The organism is Streptomyces sp. PH9007 (assembly GCF_059813725.1).
In genome coordinates this window covers 3,786,411-3,806,729 of record NZ_CM187440.1, presented here as the reverse complement: position 1 = coordinate 3,806,729, position 20,319 = coordinate 3,786,411, and the positions used below count along the sequence as shown (strand labels likewise).

The following is a 20,319-nucleotide window of genomic DNA, read 5'->3' as shown; positions in this document are numbered from 1 at the left end:
ACATCTTCTGTGGCGGCAGCCGAAACGGGGGATGCCGGGTGGGCCTCGTATACCGCAGGGGGATGGGTGACGGCCTGCTCTGACCAGCACGTCAATGGGGAGTCGCACATGTCCAACGTCAAGCAGCCGGCCGACAGCCGTGTCACGGGGGAGCCCACCGTGCTGGAGGACAGTCATGTCACCTCGGAGCCCAAGGGCGGCAAGGTGAAGCCGCTCGAGGACAGCCACGTCACCTCCGAGCCCAAGGGCGGCAAGGTGAAGCCCCTGGAGGACAGCCACGTCACCTCCGAGCCCAAGGGCGGCAAGGTGAAGCCGCTCGAGGACAGCCACGTCACCTCCGAGCCTGTCAGGTAGGCCCCGCCTCCAGCATTCCCGGACCGGCTGTGTGCCAGCGCATCGCGGCGCACGGCCGGTTCTTGCTGTGCGAAGAGGGCACCTTTCACATACGGCCCCACCCGGGATGATTCGCGCCCGGGCCGGGGACTGACGGGGGAACCATCCGTTCACTGATCACCAGGAGGCACGTATGACCTTCACGAAGAAGGTGCTCTCGACTCTCGCCCTCGCCACCGCGGTCGTCGGAGGAACCGCGGCCCAGGCGCTGGCGAGCGACATCCACGTGACGAACACCCCCACCGGTCAGGGCCGCATAGTCGACGCCCCGGCCGAGGACGGCCACGTCACGGATCTCCGGCCCTTCGAGGACGGCCACGTCACCGGTGTTCGCCCCCTTGAGGACGGCCACGTCACCAGTGTTCGCCCCCTTGAGGACGGCCACGTCACCAGTGTCCGGCCCCTTGAGGACGGCCACGTCACCGGGGCCGAATGACGGCCGGTACGGCGGTGAGGCCGGGCCGTTGACCGGCTGAGGCCTCCGTACCGGCGGCAGGGGGACGGGCCCTTCGGGGCCCGTCCTTCCGCGTTTAGCAGTCGTTTATGGCGGGCTGTCATGCTCATCAGTGTCCGGCCGCACAGGGGTGCGCGGCCGGTCTCCAAGGGGGGATCTGTTCGGCGGACGCGGGGGAGCCGCTGAACAGATCCGGTGCCGATCGGCCCGGGTGGCGTGGAGGGGGCGCCATCCGGGCCGTTCTTCGTGTCCGGGCCGATCGACCGGCCCGTTGACCGGCCGGGGCCGGGGCCTAGGGGACGTAGACCGTGGTGGCCGGGGGGCTGGTGTCCGCCGGGCCGAACTCCAGCAGCTCGCGCGCGAAGATCCGGGACTCCCCCGCCGGGTGGAAGCCGGAATCCTCCGGCGAGGACACCCCGGCCGGCGGCAGGGCCAGCACCGCGGGTTCCTCCCGCAGCAGCGCGCCCAGACCCGTACCGGCACCCACCCTCGACGGCTCGCCGTCGGTCAGGGTCACCGTCAGCACGGCGTACGAGGGCCCCGCGGCGGGCTCGCTCACCGGCAGGCTCGTGAGGACCAGGGTTCCCCTCTGCCGGTCCCCCTCGTCCGCCGCCCACACCGCCTCGGCCGACAGCCGCTTCTCCAGCCACGCCGGAAGGTCGAGGCCCCCCGACGCGACGGTGCCGCGCGGCACCCCGTGCAGAACCACCACGTGCGCACCCGACTCCTGGATGCCGGTCAGCACCTCGGTGGGCGAGGCGCCGGCCACATCCCAGTTGAGGACGCGGTACATGCCGCCCGCCGTGTCCACCGGCAGCGGGTCGGCCGCCGGGCGGGCGGCCCCGGCCAGCGGCGGCACCGCCAGCAGCACGCTGGCCGCCACCACCGGGCCGAACGGCCGCAGCAGCCGGGCCGGACGGACCGCCTCGCCCGCCGCCCAGCCCAGCCCGATCGCCCCGGCCACCACCGGCCACGGGCTGGGCAGCAGCACCAGCGCACAGCCCACCCCGCAACCCGCCCCGGCCAGCGCCAGGTCGGCCAGCGCGCCGTGCCCGGTGGCCGCCGTGCGTTCCCAGGCGGTCAGCGCCCGGCGCACCACGTACGGCAGGACGGCCAGCGCCAGCAGCACGGCGGGAGCGGCGAGCGGCGAGGGCAGCAGGGCGAAGGCGACGGCCAGCGGCAGCACGATCACCACGCCGCGCGGCAGCGGTACGGACAGCGCCGCGACGCCGATCGCCGTGCCCATGGTGATCCACACCCCGGCCAGCGTGACCGGGATCCCGGCCCACACGGCGAGGAACGCCGGGGAGCCGAGCACCGTGTACAGGCCGAGCGCGGGGCCGAGCAGCGCCACCTGGATGCCGCCGCCGACGGCGGGCGGCGGGGTGCCGAGGGTGGCCACCCAGGCGCCGGCGGCGAGCAGGGCGGTCAGCGCCAGGGAGAGCAGGACGGCGAGCGCGCCGCCGTGCCACAGCGGGTCCCACAGGTCGCCGAACAGACGCAGCGTCACATCGGCGGCCACCGCGAGCGCCAGCGCCCGCGCCAGCCGCCCCGCACCGTCCTCGGCGACGGCGGACAGCCGCCGTACGACCAGGACGAGCGTGGCCAGCGCGACGGCGAGCACCAGGCCGACGACGGGTGTGACGCGTACCGGTTCGGCCAGGAGCAGCGTCCACAGCGCGGCGAGTGTGCCGAGTGCGGCGGGCAGCGCGTGGCGCGGGCCCAGCCACCACACCAGCGGCCCGGCGACGGCGGCGCAGGCGGCGGCCGGCAGCAGGGCGGGCAGATCGGCTATGGAGGTCCCGATCACGGTCCCGGCCAGCCGCAGCAGGTGCAGGGTGACCAGGGAGACCACGGCGGCGACGAGCGTGAGCGCGGTGGGGGTGGAGCGTACGGCTACGGCCGGAAGGGGCACCATGGCCGCTGACCCTAGCCGGTGCCCCCGGGTGCGGATCAGCCGAGGTCGGCAGGGGCGTTGCCGGTCCGTCCGCGTCCGGCCGCCGGTGCGGAGCCGCTCCGCGGAGATGCGGTGTCACTCGAACCGGCTTACGGTCGACAAATGGTACGTAACGCATTCGGGGCCGTACTCGCCGTCCTCGGGGCGGCGGCGGCCCTGCTCGGAGTCTTCGCGGCCTGGTACGGGTCCCGCACCGGCCGCTCCTTCCGGATCACCCAATTGTTCACGACGACAGGAATCACCGGGGACAAGGCGGCCCTGTTCAACGGCCTGTTCCTGGTGATGCTCGTGGCCGCCGTCATCGCGGCGCTGGCGATCGTCCTGCGGTCGGGGTGGCTCTCCCTGCTCTCCGCCGTGCTCGTGCTGGGCTTCACCATCCTGTGGATGGTCCGCCAGTACCAGATCGCCGACAGCCTCCTCTTCGGCCGGGGCGGTCTGGGATGGGGCTGGGCGAGCACCATGATCGGCGGCCTTCTGCTGCTCCTCTCGGCGGCGGCCATGGCCGGCCGTTCCGGACAGGGGCGGCACGCCCGGCCACGGCACGAGCGGCACCCGGAGGAGCCGTCGCACGGCGAGGTGGTCGAGGGCCCCTGGGCGGCGGGCGACGCGCCGGGCACCGGCGCCGCTCCCCCACCGCCCCGGGAGCGCGGACCGCAGTGGCGGCCGGGCGACGAGGGCGAGGGCGGCCGGGGGCGGGACGCCGCCTAACCGGTCCCGCCGTTCGGGTCCCCGTGGACCCGGCCGTTCGCCCGGCACGGGGCCGGGCCGCCCCCAGGGGCGGTGCGGCGCCCTCCGGGCCCGCGCCCAACGGACAGCGCCGGACCGCCCGGTGGGGCGGCCCGGCGGCGGGTCCGGTGCCGTGCGTACGGTCAGCCGACGCGGATCATGCTGTCGATCATGCCGCCCCAGGCCTGGCCCTCCCAGCCGATGAACAGGCGGTTGCCCTCCTCGTTCAGCTCCAGGGTGCCGCGCACCCGGTTGGGGTTCTCGATGTCGCAGGCCAGCTCGATGACCGGCTCCGGGTCCGCCGTGCCCGTCACCGTGCCGGGACAGCTCAGCGGCCCGGTGGTCTCCACCGTGCCACCGGTGATGGTGAGGGTCTCGATGTCGTTGTCGTCGACGATGGACTCCCACACACCGTCCAGGCCCTCACCCGTGATCGAGCGGGCCTCGTCCTCCGCGTGCGCCCCCTGGTCGCCGGCGGCGGAGCCCCCGGAGTCGTCGGAGCCGCCCTCGTCCCCGTCCTGCTGCTCCTGCTGGTCCTGCTGCTTCGGCTCCTCGCCGGCCCCGTCGTCGCCGCCGCAGCCGCTCAGCACCAGCAGTGCCGCCACCGCCGCCGCTGCCGAAGCCACCCGCGCCGATCCCCGTGTCCGCATGGTCATGCCCCCTGTGCCCCGTTCCCTCGATTCCCTGATGACCGTGTCCGGGCCGCGCTCTCCGGCGGCCGGCACGTCCGGCAGAGCAGGTCAGCCCTGCCGGGTCCCCCGCGCGGCGTCCAGCGCGTACACGCAGTGGTCCTTGCTGCACGCGAACACGACGCCGCCCGAGACCGCCGGGCTGCCCGTGATGGCGCCGCCGGTCTCCAGCTTCCAGGTGAGCCGGCCGCTGCTCGCGTCCAGCGTGTACAGACAGTGGTCCTCGGACCCGAAGTGCACCCGGCCCTCGCTCACCACCGGGCTGCCCACGATGGAGTCGCCCGCCGCGAAGCGCCAGCGCGGGGTGCCGCTCACCGCGTCCAGCGTGTACATGGCCGTCCCGCTGCCCAGATGCACCAGCCCGTCGGCCACCACCACCGCCTCGGTGGACTGCCGCGCCTCGGTCGCGATCCGCCAGCGGTCGTCACCGGTGGCCAGGTCCAGCGCGTAGACGGTACCCAGATAGTCCGTGAAGTAGATCCCGGCCGCCCGCGAGGACGGCGGTTCGTAGGCGGGCGGCGCGAGAATGGCCGCCGGGGTGTCGAAGCGCCAGCGCTCCGCGCCGGTCGCCGTGTCCAGGGCGAGCACGCGCGAGCCGGCCGTCACGTACACCACCCCGTCGTCGGTGGGGCATATCCGCACCGGGACGCCGCCGGTGGCCGTGGCGTCGCCCACCGGGTACCGCCACAGCTCGCTGCCGGTGCGCGCCTCCAGGACGTACAGCTGGCCCTCTCCCCACGCGTAGACCGCGCCGCCGTGGATGAGGGGCGCGGTCTCGCGGGTCTCGAAGTCGGTGTGCGCCCCGGACAGCTCCCACAGCTGCTCGCCGGTGCCGGCCTCCCACACCTGGACGCCGCCGCCCCGGGTCGCGGTCAGCACCGTGCCGCGTTCGGCGCGCAGGCCGTAGATCCAGCCCTCGGTGGGCACCCGCCAGCGGTCGGAGCCGTCGGTGGCGTCCAGCGCGTACAGGCTCGGGCCGTCCGAGGCCAGCACCCGCCCGCCGGTGACCGCCATCGACCAGGCGACCTCACGGGTCTTGAACTGTCTGCGTCCGCTCGCCACATCGAGGGCGTGCACCTCGAAGGAGGTGACGTACAGCAGCCCGTCGCGGACCAGCGGGGTGCCCCACAGGTCGTTGGTCATGCGGAAACGCCAGGGGCGCCAGTCCGACGGCACCGTGACGGGCGCCGGGGCCGGAGTGGGGGCGGGCGCGGGGACGGCGGCCGGGCGCGGGCCCGGGCCGATGGGCAACTGGGAGCCGGCCAGCCGGACGGTGGCCTGTTCCTTGATCTGCACCTGCACCTGCGGCTCCTCGGCCTGCGGCACAGGCGGCACAGGCGGTGGAGGAGTCGGGGGAAGGGGCGGCGGCGGGGTGGGCGGCGCTTGCGGCTCGTCCCGGCGCGGCGGCGGGGGCGGGGGCGGTGTCCCGCCGGGCGCCGGCGTGCCGCGCCCGCGGTGCCGGCGCTCCTCGATCAGCGCGACGGCCCCGGCGGGCAGCCACGCGGACGCCGAGCCGCTGTCGTCTCCCGAGGAGGCGAACAGGTGCGGCGCCAGCCGCGCCTGGAGGTCGGCCGGGGTGGGCCGCTCCTCCGGCTTCTGCGTCATGAGGGAGTCGATCAGCGGGCGCAGCTCGTCGGGCAGCCCCTCCAGATCGGGGCCCTCGCGCAGCAGCATGAACACCGTCTCCACCGGGTTCGCGCCGTGGTACGGGGCATGCCCGGTGGCCGCGAACACCAGCGTGGAGGCGAGCGAGAACACATCGGAGGCGCCCGTCACTCCGCGTGAGTCCCGGGCCTGCTCCGGCGACATGTACGCGGGCGTCCCGACCGCGACGTTGGTGAGGGTCAGCCGGGTGTTGGAGACCCCGGAGGCGATCCCGAAGTCGATCACCCGGGGCCCGTCCTCCACGACCAGCACATTGGACGGCTTCAGGTCGCGGTGCACCAGGCCCGCCCCGTGGATGGACTGGAGTGCCTCGGCGATCCCGGCCGCCAGCCAGCGCACGGCCTGCGGGGGCAGCGGCCCGCACTCGCTGACGATCTCCTCCAGCGAGGGGGCGGGAACGTAGGCGGTGGCCAGCCACGGCACGGCGGCCCGCGGGTCGGCGTCCACGACGGCGGCGGTGTAGAAGCCGGAGACCGCGCGGGCCGCCTCGACCTCGCGCGTGAAGCGCACCCGGAACAGCTGGTCCTCGGCCAGCTCCGTGCGCACCGTCTTGATCGCCACCCGGCGCCCGGACGCCGAGCGGGCCAGGTAGACCAGCCCCATGCCGCCGGACCCGAGCCGCCCCAGCACCTCGAACGGCCCGATCCGCCGCGGATCGTGCTGCGTCAGCTGCTGCACCATCGTGCTGGACACCTCCCCGTCAGGACGCTCGTTCGTTCATGCCGCCCCCCGAGCAGCATCTCATTGCTCACGGCACCGGCGGACCGTCGAACCGATTCTTCCCTCCGCCACTGACAGTGGCGAATCCGGGGCCGGGTATGCCCCACTACCACCCCGCTACCCGTTCGGACGCGGCCGGATCGCGCCGTTCGGATACGTCGATAAGCTGACGGCATGACAGGACATGTAACGACTGTGGACGGCCGGGTCGCGGGCCGCCGCGGGCAGGCCACTCGGCAGAAACTGCTGGACTGCCTGGGCAAGATGCTCGCCACCTCCCCGTACCGCGACGTCAAGGTGATCGACGTGGCCCGCAAGGCGGGCACCTCACCGGCGACCTTCTACCAGTACTTTCCGGACGTCGAGGCGGCCGTGCTGGAGATCGCCGAGGTGACGCTCCGCGAATCCGCGGCGCTCTCCGAACTGGTCGCGGGCCGCTCGTGGACCGGCAAGGCGGGCCGGCGCACGGCGGAGGAACTGGTCGACGGCTTCCTCGCCTTCTGGCGCCGGCACGACGCGATCCTGCGCGTCATCGACCTGGGGGCGGCGGAGGGCGACCGCCGTTTCGTCCGCATCAGGACCCGGATCCAGGGCGCCATCGTGAAGCCGCTGGCCGAGTCCATCGACGGTCTCCAGGCCAAGGGCCGGGGCGGCACGGCCATCTCCTCGGCGGCGCTGGCCGGTTCGCTGGTCACCATGCTCGCGGCGGTCTCGGCGCAGCCCAAGAGCCTGCAGTCGCTGGGCGCCAAGCAGGCCGATCTCAAGCCCGCGCTGACGCAGTTGGTGCACCTGGGCGTCACCGGCAAGAAGCCGGCCGCCTGACCGGCGGTACCGCGACTTTTCCACGGCGCGGGGGCGCCGGCGAGCCGGTTCCTGTCTCCGTCGGACCCGGTGTCCCCGCGAGCCGTTCTGCGTATCCTCAACGCCATGTCCACGTCCGAGTCCGCATCAGCCGTGTCCCTCCCCCCGGTCCATGTCATCGGCGCGGGTCCCGGCGGGCTCGCCGCCGCCGCGGCGCTCACACAGCGCGGCATACGCGCCGTCGTGGTCGACAAGGCCGGTGATGTCGGCGCCTCCTGGCGCGGGCACTACGACCGGCTCCATCTGCACACCACCCGGCGCTGGTCCTCCCTGCCGGGGCTGCCCATCCCGCGTTCCGCCGGACGCTGGGTCTCCCGCGACGACTTCGTGCGCTACCTGGAGCGGTACGCCATCCACCACCAACTGGACCTGGCGGCGGGCGTCGAGGTCTCCCGCGTGGAGAACGGCGGGGACTCCCCCGGCGACTGGGTGCTGCACGCCAACGGCGGGCGCAAGCTGCGCGCCTCGGCCGTCGTCGTGGCGACCGGCTACAACCACACCCCGTGGATACCGCCCTGGCCGGGCCGCGAGGAGTTCGGCGGGGAACTGCTGCACGCGCACCGTTACCGCAACCCGGGCCCGTACACCGGCAAGGATGTCCTGGTGGTGGGCATCGGCAACACCGGCGCCGAGATAGCCGCCGAGCTGTCCGGCAAGGGCGGGGCCTCGCGGGTACGGCTCGCGGTGCGCACCCCGCCGCACATCCTGCGCCGCTCCACGCTGGGCTGGCCGGCGCAGGCCAGCGGGGTGCTGGTCCGGCGGCTGCCGGTGGGGATCGTGGACCGTGCGGCGCGCCCGGTGGCGCGGCTGCTGCCCGATCTGGCGCCGTACGGGCTGCCCCGCCCGTCCACCGGCCTGTACACCCGGGCCAGGGCGGGGGCCGTCCCGGTGCAGGACGTGGGGCTGATCCGGGCGGTGAAGAAGCGCAGGGTCGAGATCACCGGCGCCGTCGAGGGCTTCGAGGGGGACCGGGTCCTGCTGGCGGACGGCACCGCGATCACCCCGGAGGTGGTGATAGCGGCGACCGGCTACCGGCGCGGGCTGGAACCGCTGGTGGCGCATCTGGGGCTGCTGGACGGGGCCGGGCGGCCCCTGGTGCACGGCAAGGAGACCCATCCCACGGCGCCGGGGCTGTACTTCACCGGCTTCACCAACCCCATCAGCGGCATGATCCGTGAACTGGCCAGGGACGCCCCGCGGATAGCCGCCGCGATAGCGCGCGGCCGGCGTTCCTGAGCCGCCGCCGCGGCGGGGGCGCGGGCCCGCACGGGCAACCGCGCCCGGCCGGCTCCGGCCACCGCGCCGCGTCCACAGCTGGCCGGATTCGTTCGGCGGCGCGAGCGGGTCCTTACGGTGTGGGCCGTACGGCCGTCGCTCACAGCCCGCTCGGGCAGTCCACTTCGCACCACACCCGCTTGCCGGCCGGCTCCTGCTGCCAGCCCCAGCGGTCGGCCAGCAGGTCCACCAGCTCCAGGCCGCGCCCGCAGGTGTCCTCCTGGTCGGCGCTGCGCGGCCGGGGCGCCAGGGCGCTGCGGTCGGCCACCTCAAGACGTACCGGATGACAGCAGGGGCCCTCGCGCACCACCAGCCGCAGCACGGCCGGGCGGCCCGTGTGCACCACGGCGTTGGTCACCAGCTCGGAGACCAGCAGCGTGAGCGTGTCGATCTGCTCCCCGGCCATGCCGGTGCGGGCCAGCCGCTCCCGCAGCCAGTGCCGCGCGCGCCGTACCTCCGACGGCTGGGGGCCGACCTCCAGCTGGGTCCGTAGCACCTGCTCCTGTACCTGCACCGTTCACACCATTCCCACCGGCGGACAAACTCGGTGCAGCACAGCATGGTTGAGGGCGAGTCGGGCAACAAGCACTTCCCGCTTATTCCGACGCAAAGGAGTACGGGGTACTGCTTCTGTACGAGATCCGGGCGTTTTTATCGCACACTGGTCCGCACATGGCCGCACACAACAGAGCGGAACGGACCGGAACAGCGCGCGATACCGGCTCAGGCGGGCAGCGGCTCGGCGGTCGCCGACTCCAGGTCGGGGTAGCAGTCGAACAACCGCCGCACCCCGAGCGCGGCCAGCACCCGGTTGACGTGCGAGCCGTCCTCGGCGCCCCGGTGCGGCAGGATCAGCCGCAACTGCCCGGTGCACGAGCGCATCAGCCGCCGCGAGGCGACCAGCACCCCCACCCCCGAGGAGTCGCAGAACAGTACCTGCGACAGATCGAGCACCACGCTGCGGCGCCCGTCGGCGACCGCGTCGTGGACGTGCTGGCGCACCACGGGTGAGGTCACCAGGTCGAGCTCGCCCGCGACCCGCAGTACGGCCCACTCGCCCCGCGACTCCGCATCCACCGTCAACGTCACGCCTGCGGCCTCTTCCCTCGGTTCCTCGGTTCTTCGGTCTTCCCTCGATCTTCCCTTGACACCCACACCGGCGTCTCCCCCGCGCCCCTGCCCACTTTCCGGCGTCTCAAGCGTCCCGGTGCTGCGTCGCCCGTCCGCCCCCGGTCATCCGGCCATCCGACCCGGACCGGATCCGGCGCGAAGGCCCTCCTCCTGGAAAGAGCGGGCGCATACTGCCGTTCGGGGGCGCGCGGGAACAGTTCCTCGCACTACATTTGACGTACGCACGGGGTCGGAGGTTGTGCCGAGTGTGAGAACGCTTGGGGGCAGGGATGGCACATGAGACACCGCCGGAGTGGGATCGCGCCATGCGCCGGCGACTGGAGCGCGGCGAGGCCGCGGCCCTGGCCGAACTGTATGACCGCTTCGCCTCCCTGGCGTACGGCATCGCCCAGCGCGTGCTGACCGACGAGGACGCCACGGCCCGGGTGACCCGCGAGGTCTTCGGCCGGATCTGGGCGACCCCCGACAGCTTCGACCCCGAGCAGGGCCCGATGCGCTCCTGGATCGCCGACGAGGCGCACCGGCTGGCGGTGGCGCGGCTGCGCCGACGGGAGGGCGCGGGCGCCGGCTCGGCCGAGCGGATCCGTACCGCCTCCACCCTGGCCCGGGCCGACTACATCGTGACGGCCATGCCCGCGCCGCTGCGCGAGGCGCTGGAACTGGCCAGGGGCGGGCGCACCGACTACCGCGAGGTGGCGAGGGAGCTGGGCATCTCGGACGCCGAGGCGCGGCGCAGGCTGCGGCTGGGGTTGCAGTTGCTGTCCTCCGCCGCTACCTATCCGGATGGCGGCGCCGACGACGTACGACGGGAGCACCGCGGATGACGGCCGCACGGCCCGGTGGCCGGGAGCCCGGTGATCAGGATCCGGTCGGCGGCGGCGCCGGGTCCACCGGGGCACCCCGGGTGCCCACGCCGCGCGGCGGGCCCGGCGCGGGCGGCGGCAGCGGCGGCCCCGGGGTGGGCCCCGCCCCGGTGAGCCCGGCACGGCGGAGCACCGCACCGCGGCAGCGCACCGGGCAGCGCACCCCCAACCCCGTAGCAGCACCGGGTCCGGAAGGAGACGGGCGGCTGACGCATCAGGAGCTGATGTCGCTGCTGGGGGTGTGGGCGCTGGACGCCTGCTCCCCGGCGGAGACGGCATGTGTGGAGGCGCATCTCAACGAGTGCGCCCGGTGCGCCGAGGAGGCGCTGCGGCTGCGGGACGCGGTGACGCTGCTGGAGCCGCCGCGCAGTCTCGATCTGGATCCGCAGCTGCGGCCCCGGGTGCTGGAGAGCGCGCTGGCGCGCCGCCCGCCGGTGCTGCCGGTGCCGGGCTGGGCGGGTCCGTACGACGCCGAGGCGGCGCGACTGGACGCCCTGCTGCACGACATCAACGCGGATGAATGGGACATCCCGGTGCGGGTGCACTGGTTCGCGGGGGATGAACGGGCGCGCCGGTCGCTGACGATCGCGCAGGTGCTCGATCACCTGGTGGCCATGGACGGCCTGCTGGCCCGGGCGGTGGGGCTGCCCGATCCGCTGGGCGAGGGCGCGCCGGGCGATCCGCTGGAGCGGACCGAGGCGACGTGGCGGCTGGTGGCCGCCACCGCCGGCGGGACGGCGGCGGAGCCGGAGCGGGTCGCGGCGGCCCGGGCCTGGGCGCGGTGGCGGGAACAGAGCCGTGAGCTGGTACGGACGGCCGCGCGGCAGGGCGGGCGCACCGGGGAGCGGATGCTGCCGGCGACGGCGTGCGATCCGGGTCTCTTCCCGGGGCTCGGCGCGGCCACCGAGCCGCAGATCCCGCTGTCGGACGCGTATCTGAACCGGGCGTTCGCGTGCTGGACGCACGCCGGTGACATCGCGCGGGCGGTGGACTACCCGTACGAGCCGCCGCTGGGGTCGCATCTGCGGCTGCTGGTGGATCTCACGGCGCGGCGGCTTCCCGGGTCGATCGCCGGACGGCGCCGGGCCGGGCTCGCCACCACGCGGGCGCGGCTGACGACGGCGGGGAGTCCGGGCCGTACCGTGCATCTGGAGATCGAGGGCGCGGGCGGCGGCGACTACTGGATTCCGCTGGACTCGCCGACCGCCGCCGTGACGCGGGTGGCGGCGCGGGACGCGGTGGCGCAGGTCGCGCTGGAGGATGTGGAGTTCTGCCAGCTGGCGGCGGGGCGGCTGTCGCCGGCCGAGGCCGCGGCGGGCGGGGAGGGCGATCAGGCGGCGATCCAGGATGTGCTGAACGCGCTGACCGCCCTCTCGCGGCTCTAGGCCGGGGCAGGGGCCTGGCTCCGGTCCTCAGTCGAAGACGACGGTGCGGGTGCCGTTGAGCAGGACGCGGCGCTCGCTGTGCCACTGGACGGCGCGGGCCAGGGCCTGGCACTCCACGTCGCGGCCGATGGCCACCAGCTGCTGCGGGGTGACGCCGTGGCCCACCCGGGCGACCTCCTGCTCGATGATGGGGCCCTCGTCCAGTTCGGCGGTGACGTAGTGGGCGGTGGCGCCGATGAGCTTCACGCCCCGGGCGTGCGCCTGGTGGTAGGGCTTGGCGCCCTTGAAGCTCGGCAGGAAGGAGTGGTGGATGTTGATGATCCGCCCCTCCAGCTTCTTGCACAGGTCGTCCGAGATGACCTGCATGTAGCGGGCGAGGACGACCAGCTCGACGCCCTCCTCCTCGACGATCCGCAGCACCCGCGCCTCAGCCTCGGCCTTGGTGTCGGCGGTGACCGGGATGTGGTGGAAGGGGACGCCGTAGGAGGCGGCGAGTTCGGCGAAGTCGGTGTGGTTGGAGATCACGGCGGCGATCTCGACCGGCAGGGCGCCGATGCGGGTGCGGAAGAGCAGGTCGTTGAGGCAGTGGCCGAACTTGCTGACCATCAGGACGATGCGCGTCCGCTGGTCGGCGCGGTGCAGCTGCCAGTCCATCTGGAACGAGTCGCCGATGGCGGCGAAGGAGGCGCGCAGCTTCTCCGGGGTGGAGGCGGCGCTCTCGGCGGTGAAGTGCACCCGCATGAAGAACAGGCCGGTGTCGCGGTCGCCGAACTGCTGACTGTCCTCGATGTTGCAGCCGGTCATGAAGAGGTAGCTGGACACGGCGTGCACGATGCCTGGTTTGTCCGGGCAGGAGAGCGTCAGCACATACTCATCGGGGGCGGCGGCGGCAGCTGCGGCATTCATACTGCCCAAGCGTGGCACATTCCGGGGCGGCGGCCCGACCGTGTCCGGACGGCGGTCGGGCCGGGCCGGCGCGGGGCCCGACCGGACCGGGTCGCGCCGGGCCGCTCCGTCCCGCTCCTGGTCAGACGGCGGCCACCGTCGCCGTCAGCTCGTCCAGGGAGGTGGGCCGCACGTCCGGGTTGTCGCCGTCCGCCGTGGCCAGCCGCACGTGCGCCTCGCGGGCCGCCCGTACCGCCTCCGGCCAGCCGTGGTGCTGGAGATACGCCGCCACCGGGGCGTCGGCGCCGACCTGGTGCATGATGCGCAGCACGCGCAGCACCGCCACATCCACCAGCGCGGCCTCCTGGGTGTCCCGGAAGACGGTGCCGAGGTACTTCTCCGCCGACCAGTTGTCCAGCCAGGTGTCCTCGACCAGCCGGTAGACGGCGTCGGTGACGTCGCCGTAGCCGGGGAGGCCGGGCAGCCAGCACTCCTGGTGGAAGACCGGGTCCGAGAGCATATGCAGCGCCGAGCGCACATTGGCGCGCCAACGCCACCAGGGCATGTCGTTGAGCGGCATGCCGCCCATGGTGGGGGAACGACGGGGGCGACGGGAAGGGGTTTCCGAATCTGACACAGGAGAGATCGTATGTTTGTGGGCCCGGCGTGCGGTCCGGGGGACCGTACGGCTCCCGCTCCCCCGGCGGCTCCCGCCCGCCTCCGCCCGCCTTCGTACGCTCCCGTCGAGCGGCTAGAGCTGGCTCGCGTCCCGGGTGGGCAGCCCGTACTGGCCGGCCACGGGGTTCCACAGCGTGGCCGCCCGCTCCTTGGCGGAGGTGGCCTGGCCGCTGGACTGCTCGGCCTGGGAGGCGTTGTCGGTGTGCCGCGGTGACCCGCCCCGGCACGCCTTGCGGTTGTCCTTCAGCTCCTCGGCCCACGCGGCGTACGAGTAGTCGGCGGCGGCGGACGCCTGCCACGCCTCGCGCAGCGCGTCCGAGAGCGACTGGTGGTCGGGCAGCCGGTCGAGCGCCAGTTCGTCGAGCCGGGTGACCAGACCGTTGCGCTCCTCGCCCGCGGCCCGCAGGTCCTCGGCCGCCTCGCCGAGCCGGTCGCACGTCTTGATGTGGTCCACGGCGGCGATGACCGACTCGCGGCTTCCGCTGCTGTCCTCCAGGAGGTCGGACAGCGCCTGTGCCTGGGCCTGGGCCAGCGCGTGCTCGTCCTCGGGCGCGCCGGCGCCGTCCTCCCGCGTGCCCTCGGCCTCGGGGCCGCCGTTGAGGATGCCGTCCTGCTCCGTGCTGCCGGGGCCGTCGTCCTCGGAGCCGCCGCCGCTGAGCAGCGCGCCGGCGGCCAGGCCGACGATCGCGCAGCCGATGACGACGACCGCGATCAGCAGGGCGGGAGAGTTGCGTGCCGAGGGCGCCGGTCCTGCGGCCCGCCGCGCGGCGGCCCGGCCTCCGTGGGGCGGTCCCGCCGGTCCCGCGGGCGCCGCCCTTCTGCCGTGCGGGGGCGGCGGCGGGCCCGCGTCGGTGATCGGCGGCATCATCTGGGTGGCCTCGATGCCGGAGGACGCCGCCGGGCCGGCCGGCGGGGCCGCGTGGCCGGCCGGGCGGCCGTGCCGTCCGCCCCCGGTGGCGGGTCTGGTCACCGCGCGCAGCTGGGTCGTGGACTCCACGTCCTTGATCGGCGGGATGAGCTGGGTGGCGCCCTCCGAGTCCGCCCCGCCGCCCGGCGCGGGCAGCTGGCGCAGCTTGGCCGTCGAGGTGTCGGCCACCACCGGGGGTATGAGCTGGGTGGCGGCGCCGTGCGGGTCCGCGTCGGTGATCGGCGGGATCAGCTGGGTGGCCGCCTCGTGGTGCTGTGGGGGCGGCGGGGTGGCCCCGGTGATCTGCGGCACGAGCTGGGTGGCCGGGTGGTAGTCTCCCCCAGCCTCCGGCCGGGAGGTGCCCCCGGTGATCGGCGGGATCATCTGGGTGGCCGCCTCGTCCGGGCCGGCCGGCGGGGTGCTGGGCATCGGCGGCGTGGCCTGCTGCGGCAGCGCGTGCCGCCCGGCCCCGGACTGCTGCTGGTGCGGGGGCTGCGACGGGTACGGCTGGTGCGGCGGCTGGTGCTGATGCCCGGGCTGCCCCTGGTGCGCCTGGTGCGCCTGGTGGCCGGGCTGCGGCTGGTACGGGGGCTGCTCCGGCGGGTGGGCGGGCTGCGCCGTCACTGGGTTGCGCTGGTCGGGGCCCCACGGCTGTCCCCAGGGCTGCCCCACGGTCGGCGCCGTCACGGTCTCCGCACCCGGGTCGTCCCACGGCCCGCGATGCGAGGGCAGCACCACGCCCTCGCGGGCTTCATCGTCCCGACCGTTGCGGCTGGTCACCAAGGAACTCCTGTTCGCTGAACGCCGATCGCCCGGTCACGCTACCGGTTCCGCGGCGCCCCTCACCACGATCCCGCCCCCGCACCGCTCGGATTGAGAAACCCGGGGGGTGATGTACCCCACGGAACCGCGCGGCGCCGGGGCGGGAGGGGTGGTTCCTTCCTAGGAGCGGTACAGCTCCAGCTCACTCAGCTGCCCGGCCGGCCAGCCGGTGTTGGCCGTGAAGACCAGCTGGAGATACCGGGCCCGGGTGCCGTCACGGAACAGCTGCTCGGCCGTGTTTCCGGTGGCCGGGTCGAAGGAGTACGTCCGCTGGGCGACGAGGTCGCGCAGCGCCCCCGGGGTGTCGCCGCCGCGGACCGTGATGGTCTGGCCGCGCGCCTCCCAGGCCGGGGCCGGGGGCAGCTTCAGCACCAGCCGGCCCAGGTCCTTCACCTCGCCGAGGTCCACGATCAGCGACTGCGGGAAGGCGTTGCTGGGGCTCTCCCAGTAGCTGCTCGCGTCGCCGTCCACGGCCCGCGCCCCCGTGTACACCTCGGTGTGTCCGGTGACCGTGACCGGACGGCCCAGCGCAAGGTTGCCGTCCGGGTCCGGCTCGGAGGGCCGCTCACCGGGCTCGGGCCAGCTGGTGCAGTCGGTCCACTCGCTGTCCCAGCCGGAGTTGCCGCCGCCGTCGGTGATCGTCAGCCGCGGCACGGAGGTGGGGAAGGGGCAGTTGTAGACGCCGGCCGAACCGACGCCGGTGGCCGTGACGTTGCGCATCGTCACGGTGCCCGTGGTCTCGGCCTGCACCACGACCGTACCGACGTCGCGGACCACCGCGCCGTCGATCGTCACGCCGCCGACCGCGAGCCCCTGTCCGCCGCCCGACACGAACTGGAAGGCGCTCCACGGGCTGTCCAGCACGGTGGTGTCGGTGATCCGCACCTGGGCCTGGACGGGGTGGTTGTAGGAGTCCACGCGCAGCGCGGACATGGGGTGGTTCCAGTTGGGGTTCAGCGCGCCGGCCCGTACCAGGGTGTTGCCGTCCACCGTGATGGTGCCGGCCAGCGGGGAGAAGCCACCCAGGAACGCCTGGTTGGAGATGGCGATGCCGCTGCCCAGGGCGTTGGTGTCCTGGACGAGGTTGCCGCGCACGGTGATGTTCTGGCCGCCGTAGATGGCGATGCCGTTGGCGAGGTTCGGCTGGATGACGGTGTTGTCGATGAAGGAGGAGTCCCGGTTGGGGGCGGGCATGGACCACATGGCGAGCGCGTCGTCACCGGTGTTGCGCACGTAGTTGCCGCGCACGGTGATGTCCTTGGCGTTGCCGTTGAGGTTGAGGCCGTCGGCGGCCATGTCGAGGATGCGGTTGTTCTCCACGACCAGGTTGTCGTTGGTGCCGGTCAGCCACAGGCCGACCTTGAGCCACTGGAGCCACATCCCGGAGACCGAGGAGTTGGCGCCCAGCGAGCCCATGACGAAGTTGTCGGGGTTGTCGTCCACCCGCTGGGTGACGTCGCCGATCACGGCGAAGTCCGCGAGGTGGACGTTGCCGGGCGAGCTGCCCTGCACGATGAAGCGGGAACTGTTGATGACCGAGTGCCAGTGGCCGGCGCCGCGGATCGTCACGTTCTCCACGTACAGCGGCTGGGTCAGCCGGTACCGGCCCGGCGGGATCCACACCGTGCCGCCGCGGCCCTGGGCGACGGCCTGGGTGAACGCCTGGGTGGAGTCGGCCGCGCCGGTGGGGTCGGCGCCCAGGGTGGTGACGTCGAGCGCGCCGGAGGGGGCCTGCGCCGGGGCCGCGACCTGCTCGAAGTCGGCGCTGTCGATGGTGTACGGGCCGGCGTTGTCGCCCGCGTCGACCTGGAGGGTGACGGTGTCGCCGGCGTTCAGGTTCCGGCCGAGCTGGATCCGGCCGTGGGAGAAGAACTGGTGCGTCTTGGCGCCGGCGATCCAGTTCGCCTCGCGGTAGGCGTACCGGGAGGTGACCTGGAGCCGCTGGTCGAGCCTGGTGCCGTTGGCGTAGACCGACAGGGTGCCGGAGGCGCCCCGGGGGAGGTTGTAGACGACGGTCACGGCGTTGGCGGGGGCGGTGAGCGTGAAGGTGACGCGCTGTCCCTGCGTCAGTCGTACGGCCTGCCGCCCGGATGCCTCCGAGGCGACGGTGGACTGGGTGACGTCGGGGCCGATGACGGTGCCGGTGTGGGCGCCGTCCTCGGCCTCCTGGGTGGTGAAGGGGAGTGCGGCGCCGGCCGTCGCCGTGAGGTCACCGCCGGTGCCGCCGCCGTCGTTCCCGGCGGCGGCGGACTGGGCGCTGCCGAGGGTGAACAGGACGGCGGCGCAGGCCAGTCCGGCGATCGCGGCCCTGGACCTCCGCGCTAAGTGTGTGCGCATGACACATACCTCCGAAGGGGGTGGGGGGGGGTACTGAGCCGTCAGGCACGCAGCCAGACGGCGGTGTCCCGCGGCAGCAGTCGGCCCGCGTCGTCCAGCGGGCCGCTGCTGAGCAGGACGGCTTGATGGGCGGGGAGCGGATACGGCTCCGCCGCGAGGTTGACGGCGCACAGCAGGCCAGCGCCGGGGCGGGCGAAGATCAGGACGCCGGGCGGGGTTTCGGGCCCGTCCAGCCAGCGCAGCCCGTCGCCCTCGCCGCGCAGCAGGTCGGCACGGAGCGCGAGGGCGGCCCGGTACAGGGAGAGCATGGAGTGGGGGTCGGCCTCCTGGGCGGGCACGGTGTACGGCCCCCATCCGGCCGGCTGCGGCAGCCAGGTGTCCGCGCCGCCGAACCCGTACGGGGGCTCCGTACCCTCCCAGGGCAGCGGCACCCGGCAGCCGTCCCGGCCCGGGTCGACGCCGCCGGAGCGGGCGTGCATCGGGTCGGTGATCCGCTCGCGCGGGATGGCGGCCTCGGGGAGGCCGCGTTCCTCGCCCTGGTAGAGGTAGACGGCGCCGGGCAGGGCGAGGGTGAGCAGCGCGGCGGCGCGGGCCCGGCGGGTGCCGAGCCGGGGGTCTGTGGGGGTGCCGAACCGCTTGGCGGCGAAGGAGAACCCGGTGTCGGTGGCGCGCCCGTACCGGGTGACGGTGCGCGTCACGTCGTGGTTGGCGAGCACCCAGGTGGGCGGGGCGCCGACCTCTCGGTGGGCGTCGAGCGTGGTGTCGATGGAGCGGCGCAGCCGGCCGGGCTCCCAGGGGCAGGACAGAAAGTCGAAGTTGAAGGCGGTGTGCAGTTCGTCGGGGCGCAGATAGCGGGTGAAGCGCGCCACGTCCGGCAGCCACAGCTCGCCGATGAGCACGGCGCCGTAGGTGTCGGCGACGGCCCGCCAGGACCGGTAGATGTCGTGCAGTTCGTCGCGGTCCACGTACGGGTGCGGGTCGCCCTCGCCGAAGTCGGGCAGCGCCGGGTCCTTGGCGAGGAGGGCGGCGGAGTCGACGCGGATGCCGGCGGCGCCGCGCTCGCACCAGAAGCGCAGGATGTCCTCGTGTTCGGCGCGCACGGCGGGGTGGGCCCAGTTGAGGTCGGGCTGGGCGGCGGCGAACAGGTGCAGGTACCACTGACCCGGGGTGCCGTCGGGGGCGGTGGTGCGGGTCCAGGCGGGGCCGCCGAACTCCGAGACCCAGTCGTTGGGCGGGAGTTCGCCGGTGGGGCCGCGTCCCGGGCGGAAGTGGAACAGGTCGCGTTCCGGGCTGCCGGGCGCGGCGGCGAGCGCGGCGCGGAACCACGGGTGCCGGTCGGAGACGTGGTTGGGCACGACGTCGACGATGGTGCGCAGCCCCAGCTCGCGGGCCTCGGCGATCAGTTTCTCGGCGTCGGCGAGGGTGCCGAAGGCGGGGTCGATGCGCCGGTAGTCGGCGACGTCGTAGCCGCCGTCCGCCTGCGGGGAGACGTACCAGGGGGTGAACCACAGCGCCTCGACGCCGAGTCCGGCCAGGTAGGGCAGCCGCTCCCGCACCCCGGCGAGGTCGCCGGTGCCGTCGCCGTCGCCGTCGGCGAAGCTGCGGACGTAGACCTGGTAGATGGCGGCGGTGCGCCACCACGGGCTGGGTCCTGGCGTGTGGGGCACGGAGCGGGTCCCTTCGATCGGTGTGGCTGTGGTTCAGCCCTTGAGTCCGCCGGCGGTGAGGCCGGCCATGATGTGGCGCTGGAAGATCAGGAAGATCACCACCAGCGGGATGCTGGCCAGCACCAGGCCCGCCATCAGGAGGTTGAGGGAGGTGGTGTCGGCGATCCGCTGGAGGTAGACGGTGAGCGGCTGGCGGGCGGGGTCGGGCAGCACCACCAGGGGCCACAGGAAGTCGCGCCACAGCGCGGTGATCGACAGGATCGACACCACGGCGATGATGGGGCGCGAGAGCGGCAGCACGATGCGGGCCATGACGGTGAGCGGGCCCGCGCCGTCCAGCCGGGCGGCGTCCAGGAGTTCGTCGGGGATGCGGTCGAAGAAGTTCTTGAGGATGTAGACGGCCATGGCGTTGGCGGCGGCCGGCAGCCATACGGCGGCGGGGTGGTTGATCAGGTTGGTGCCCAGCAGCGGTACGTCGGTGACCGTCAGATAGGTGGGGATGAGCAAGGTGGTGGCCGGCACCATGAGGGTCACCAGCATCAGCCCGAGGATCAGCTTGCCGAACCGGGGCCGGAGCTTGGACAGGGCGTACGCGGCGGGCAGCTGGACGGCGAGTCCCAGCAGCCAGGCACCGCCGATGAGGGTGAGGGTGTTGCCGAAGTAGCGGGCCAGGTCCAGGCGGGTCCAGGCGTCGGTGTAGTTGCCCGGGTGCCACTCCTGCGGGAGGGGGGTGGGCGGGATGCGGGCGAGTTCGGCCGAGGACTTCATGCCGCCGGTGACCATCCAGTACAGCGGGACGACGAAGGCCACGGTGAACAGCAGCAGCGCGGTGGCGAGCAGCACCCCGTACACGAGGCGGCCGCGCGGGGTGCGCAGCACGGCGGGCCGTACCAGGGTGCGCATG

At 73.9% G+C, this 20,319-nt stretch carries 18 protein-coding genes; 7 read left to right on the top strand and 11 right to left on the bottom strand.

Features of this window, described 5'->3' with window-relative positions:
- Positions 1 to 108: 108 nt before the first annotated feature.
- Together ACTFAP_RS17510 and ACTFAP_RS17505 are read left to right on the top strand one after the other, a co-directional pair.
- Complete coding sequence (locus tag ACTFAP_RS17510; RefSeq protein ID WP_390122930.1) at positions 109 to 354, top strand: hypothetical protein; 246 nt, start codon at positions 109 to 111, stop codon at positions 352 to 354.
- Between the two features lie 172 nt (positions 355 to 526).
- Positions 527 to 829 (top strand): hypothetical protein, encoded by a 303-nt coding sequence (locus tag ACTFAP_RS17505; protein WP_451752386.1) that lies wholly within the window; start codon positions 527 to 529, stop codon positions 827 to 829.
- Between the two features lie 310 nt (positions 830 to 1,139).
- Here ACTFAP_RS17505 and ACTFAP_RS17500 read toward each other — a convergent pair whose 3' ends face one another.
- The gene (locus ACTFAP_RS17500; RefSeq protein WP_500466800.1) at positions 1,140 to 2,765 is read right to left on the bottom strand and encodes a hypothetical protein; all 1,626 of its coding nucleotides are present in this window, start codon (positions 2,763 to 2,765) and stop codon (positions 1,140 to 1,142) included.
- A gap of 141 nt (positions 2,766 to 2,906) precedes the next feature.
- Between ACTFAP_RS17500 and ACTFAP_RS17495 the strand changes: the two genes are divergently transcribed.
- Positions 2,907 to 3,512 carry a hypothetical protein gene (locus ACTFAP_RS17495; RefSeq protein WP_495681430.1) on the top strand — a complete coding sequence of 202 codons (606 nt, stop codon included), beginning with the start codon at positions 2,907 to 2,909 and terminating at the stop codon, positions 3,510 to 3,512.
- Positions 3,513 to 3,673: 161 nt separating this feature from the next.
- Here the strand turns inward: ACTFAP_RS17495 and ACTFAP_RS17490 are convergent, their stop codons facing one another.
- Together ACTFAP_RS17490 and ACTFAP_RS17485 are read right to left on the bottom strand one after the other, a co-directional pair.
- A complete protein-coding gene (locus ACTFAP_RS17490) occupies positions 3,674 to 4,156 on the bottom strand; it encodes a hypothetical protein (RefSeq protein WP_500466799.1) in 483 nt (160 codons plus the stop codon).
- A gap of 114 nt (positions 4,157 to 4,270) precedes the next feature.
- Positions 4,271 to 6,565, bottom strand: coding sequence for a serine/threonine-protein kinase (locus ACTFAP_RS17485; RefSeq protein ID WP_500466798.1), 2,295 nt, complete (start codon positions 6,563 to 6,565; stop codon positions 4,271 to 4,273).
- A 213-nt stretch (positions 6,566 to 6,778) separates the two neighbouring features.
- Between ACTFAP_RS17485 and ACTFAP_RS17480 the strand changes: the two genes are divergently transcribed.
- Positions 6,779 to 7,426 carry a TetR family transcriptional regulator gene (locus ACTFAP_RS17480; protein WP_495681427.1) on the top strand — a complete coding sequence of 216 codons (648 nt, stop codon included), beginning with the start codon at positions 6,779 to 6,781 and terminating at the stop codon, positions 7,424 to 7,426.
- A gap of 105 nt (positions 7,427 to 7,531) precedes the next feature.
- Positions 7,532 to 8,701 carry a flavin-containing monooxygenase gene (locus ACTFAP_RS17475; protein ID WP_500466797.1) on the top strand — a complete coding sequence of 390 codons (1,170 nt, stop codon included), beginning with the start codon at positions 7,532 to 7,534 and terminating at the stop codon, positions 8,699 to 8,701.
- 139 nt (positions 8,702 to 8,840) lie between these two features.
- Here the strand turns inward: ACTFAP_RS17475 and ACTFAP_RS17470 are convergent, their stop codons facing one another.
- Together ACTFAP_RS17470 and ACTFAP_RS17465 are read right to left on the bottom strand one after the other, a co-directional pair.
- A complete protein-coding gene (locus tag ACTFAP_RS17470) occupies positions 8,841 to 9,254 on the bottom strand; it encodes an ATP-binding protein (protein ID WP_495681425.1) in 414 nt (137 codons plus the stop codon).
- A gap of 209 nt (positions 9,255 to 9,463) precedes the next feature.
- Positions 9,464 to 9,829 carry an STAS domain-containing protein gene (locus ACTFAP_RS17465; RefSeq protein ID WP_390122949.1) on the bottom strand — a complete coding sequence of 122 codons (366 nt, stop codon included), beginning with the start codon at positions 9,827 to 9,829 and terminating at the stop codon, positions 9,464 to 9,466.
- Between the two features lie 311 nt (positions 9,830 to 10,140).
- Here ACTFAP_RS17465 and ACTFAP_RS17460 point away from each other — a divergent pair, with 311 nt between their 5' ends.
- Both ACTFAP_RS17460 and ACTFAP_RS17455 read left to right on the top strand, forming a co-directional pair.
- Positions 10,141 to 10,695 carry a sigma factor gene (locus tag ACTFAP_RS17460; RefSeq protein ID WP_400010329.1) on the top strand — a complete coding sequence of 185 codons (555 nt, stop codon included), beginning with the start codon at positions 10,141 to 10,143 and terminating at the stop codon, positions 10,693 to 10,695.
- The gene (locus tag ACTFAP_RS17455; RefSeq protein WP_495681424.1) at positions 10,692 to 12,119 is read left to right on the top strand and encodes a zf-HC2 domain-containing protein; all 1,428 of its coding nucleotides are present in this window, start codon (positions 10,692 to 10,694) and stop codon (positions 12,117 to 12,119) included. Before ACTFAP_RS17460 ends, ACTFAP_RS17455 begins: the two co-directional genes overlap by 4 nt.
- A 27-nt stretch (positions 12,120 to 12,146) precedes the next feature.
- Here the strand turns inward: ACTFAP_RS17455 and purU are convergent, their stop codons facing one another.
- The 6 genes from purU to ACTFAP_RS17425 all read right to left on the bottom strand — a co-directional run bounded on the left by purU (position 12,147) and on the right by ACTFAP_RS17425 (position 20,318).
- Positions 12,147 to 13,025, bottom strand: a complete 879-nt coding sequence (gene purU / locus ACTFAP_RS17450) for a formyltetrahydrofolate deformylase (RefSeq protein WP_030729220.1) — start codon at positions 13,023 to 13,025, stop codon at positions 12,147 to 12,149.
- Between the two features lie 121 nt (positions 13,026 to 13,146).
- Entirely contained in the window at positions 13,147 to 13,593 is a 447-nt protein-coding gene (locus ACTFAP_RS17445; RefSeq protein WP_390123128.1) for an SCO4402 family protein, read from the bottom strand.
- 162 nt (positions 13,594 to 13,755) lie between these two features.
- On the bottom strand, positions 13,756 to 15,369 hold the full coding sequence (locus tag ACTFAP_RS17440; RefSeq protein WP_500466796.1) for a hypothetical protein: 1,614 nt from the start codon (positions 15,367 to 15,369) through the stop codon (positions 13,756 to 13,758).
- Between the two features lie 162 nt (positions 15,370 to 15,531).
- Positions 15,532 to 17,748, bottom strand: coding sequence for a galactose-binding domain-containing protein (locus ACTFAP_RS17435; protein ID WP_500466795.1), 2,217 nt, complete (start codon positions 17,746 to 17,748; stop codon positions 15,532 to 15,534).
- Between the two features lie 41 nt (positions 17,749 to 17,789).
- On the bottom strand, positions 17,790 to 19,415 hold the full coding sequence (locus ACTFAP_RS17430; protein WP_500466794.1) for a glycoside hydrolase family 13 protein: 1,626 nt from the start codon (positions 19,413 to 19,415) through the stop codon (positions 17,790 to 17,792).
- Positions 19,416 to 19,448: 33 nt separating this feature from the next.
- Entirely contained in the window at positions 19,449 to 20,318 is an 870-nt protein-coding gene (locus ACTFAP_RS17425) for an ABC transporter permease subunit (protein WP_495681420.1), read from the bottom strand.
- Position 20,319 lies beyond the last annotated feature (1 nt).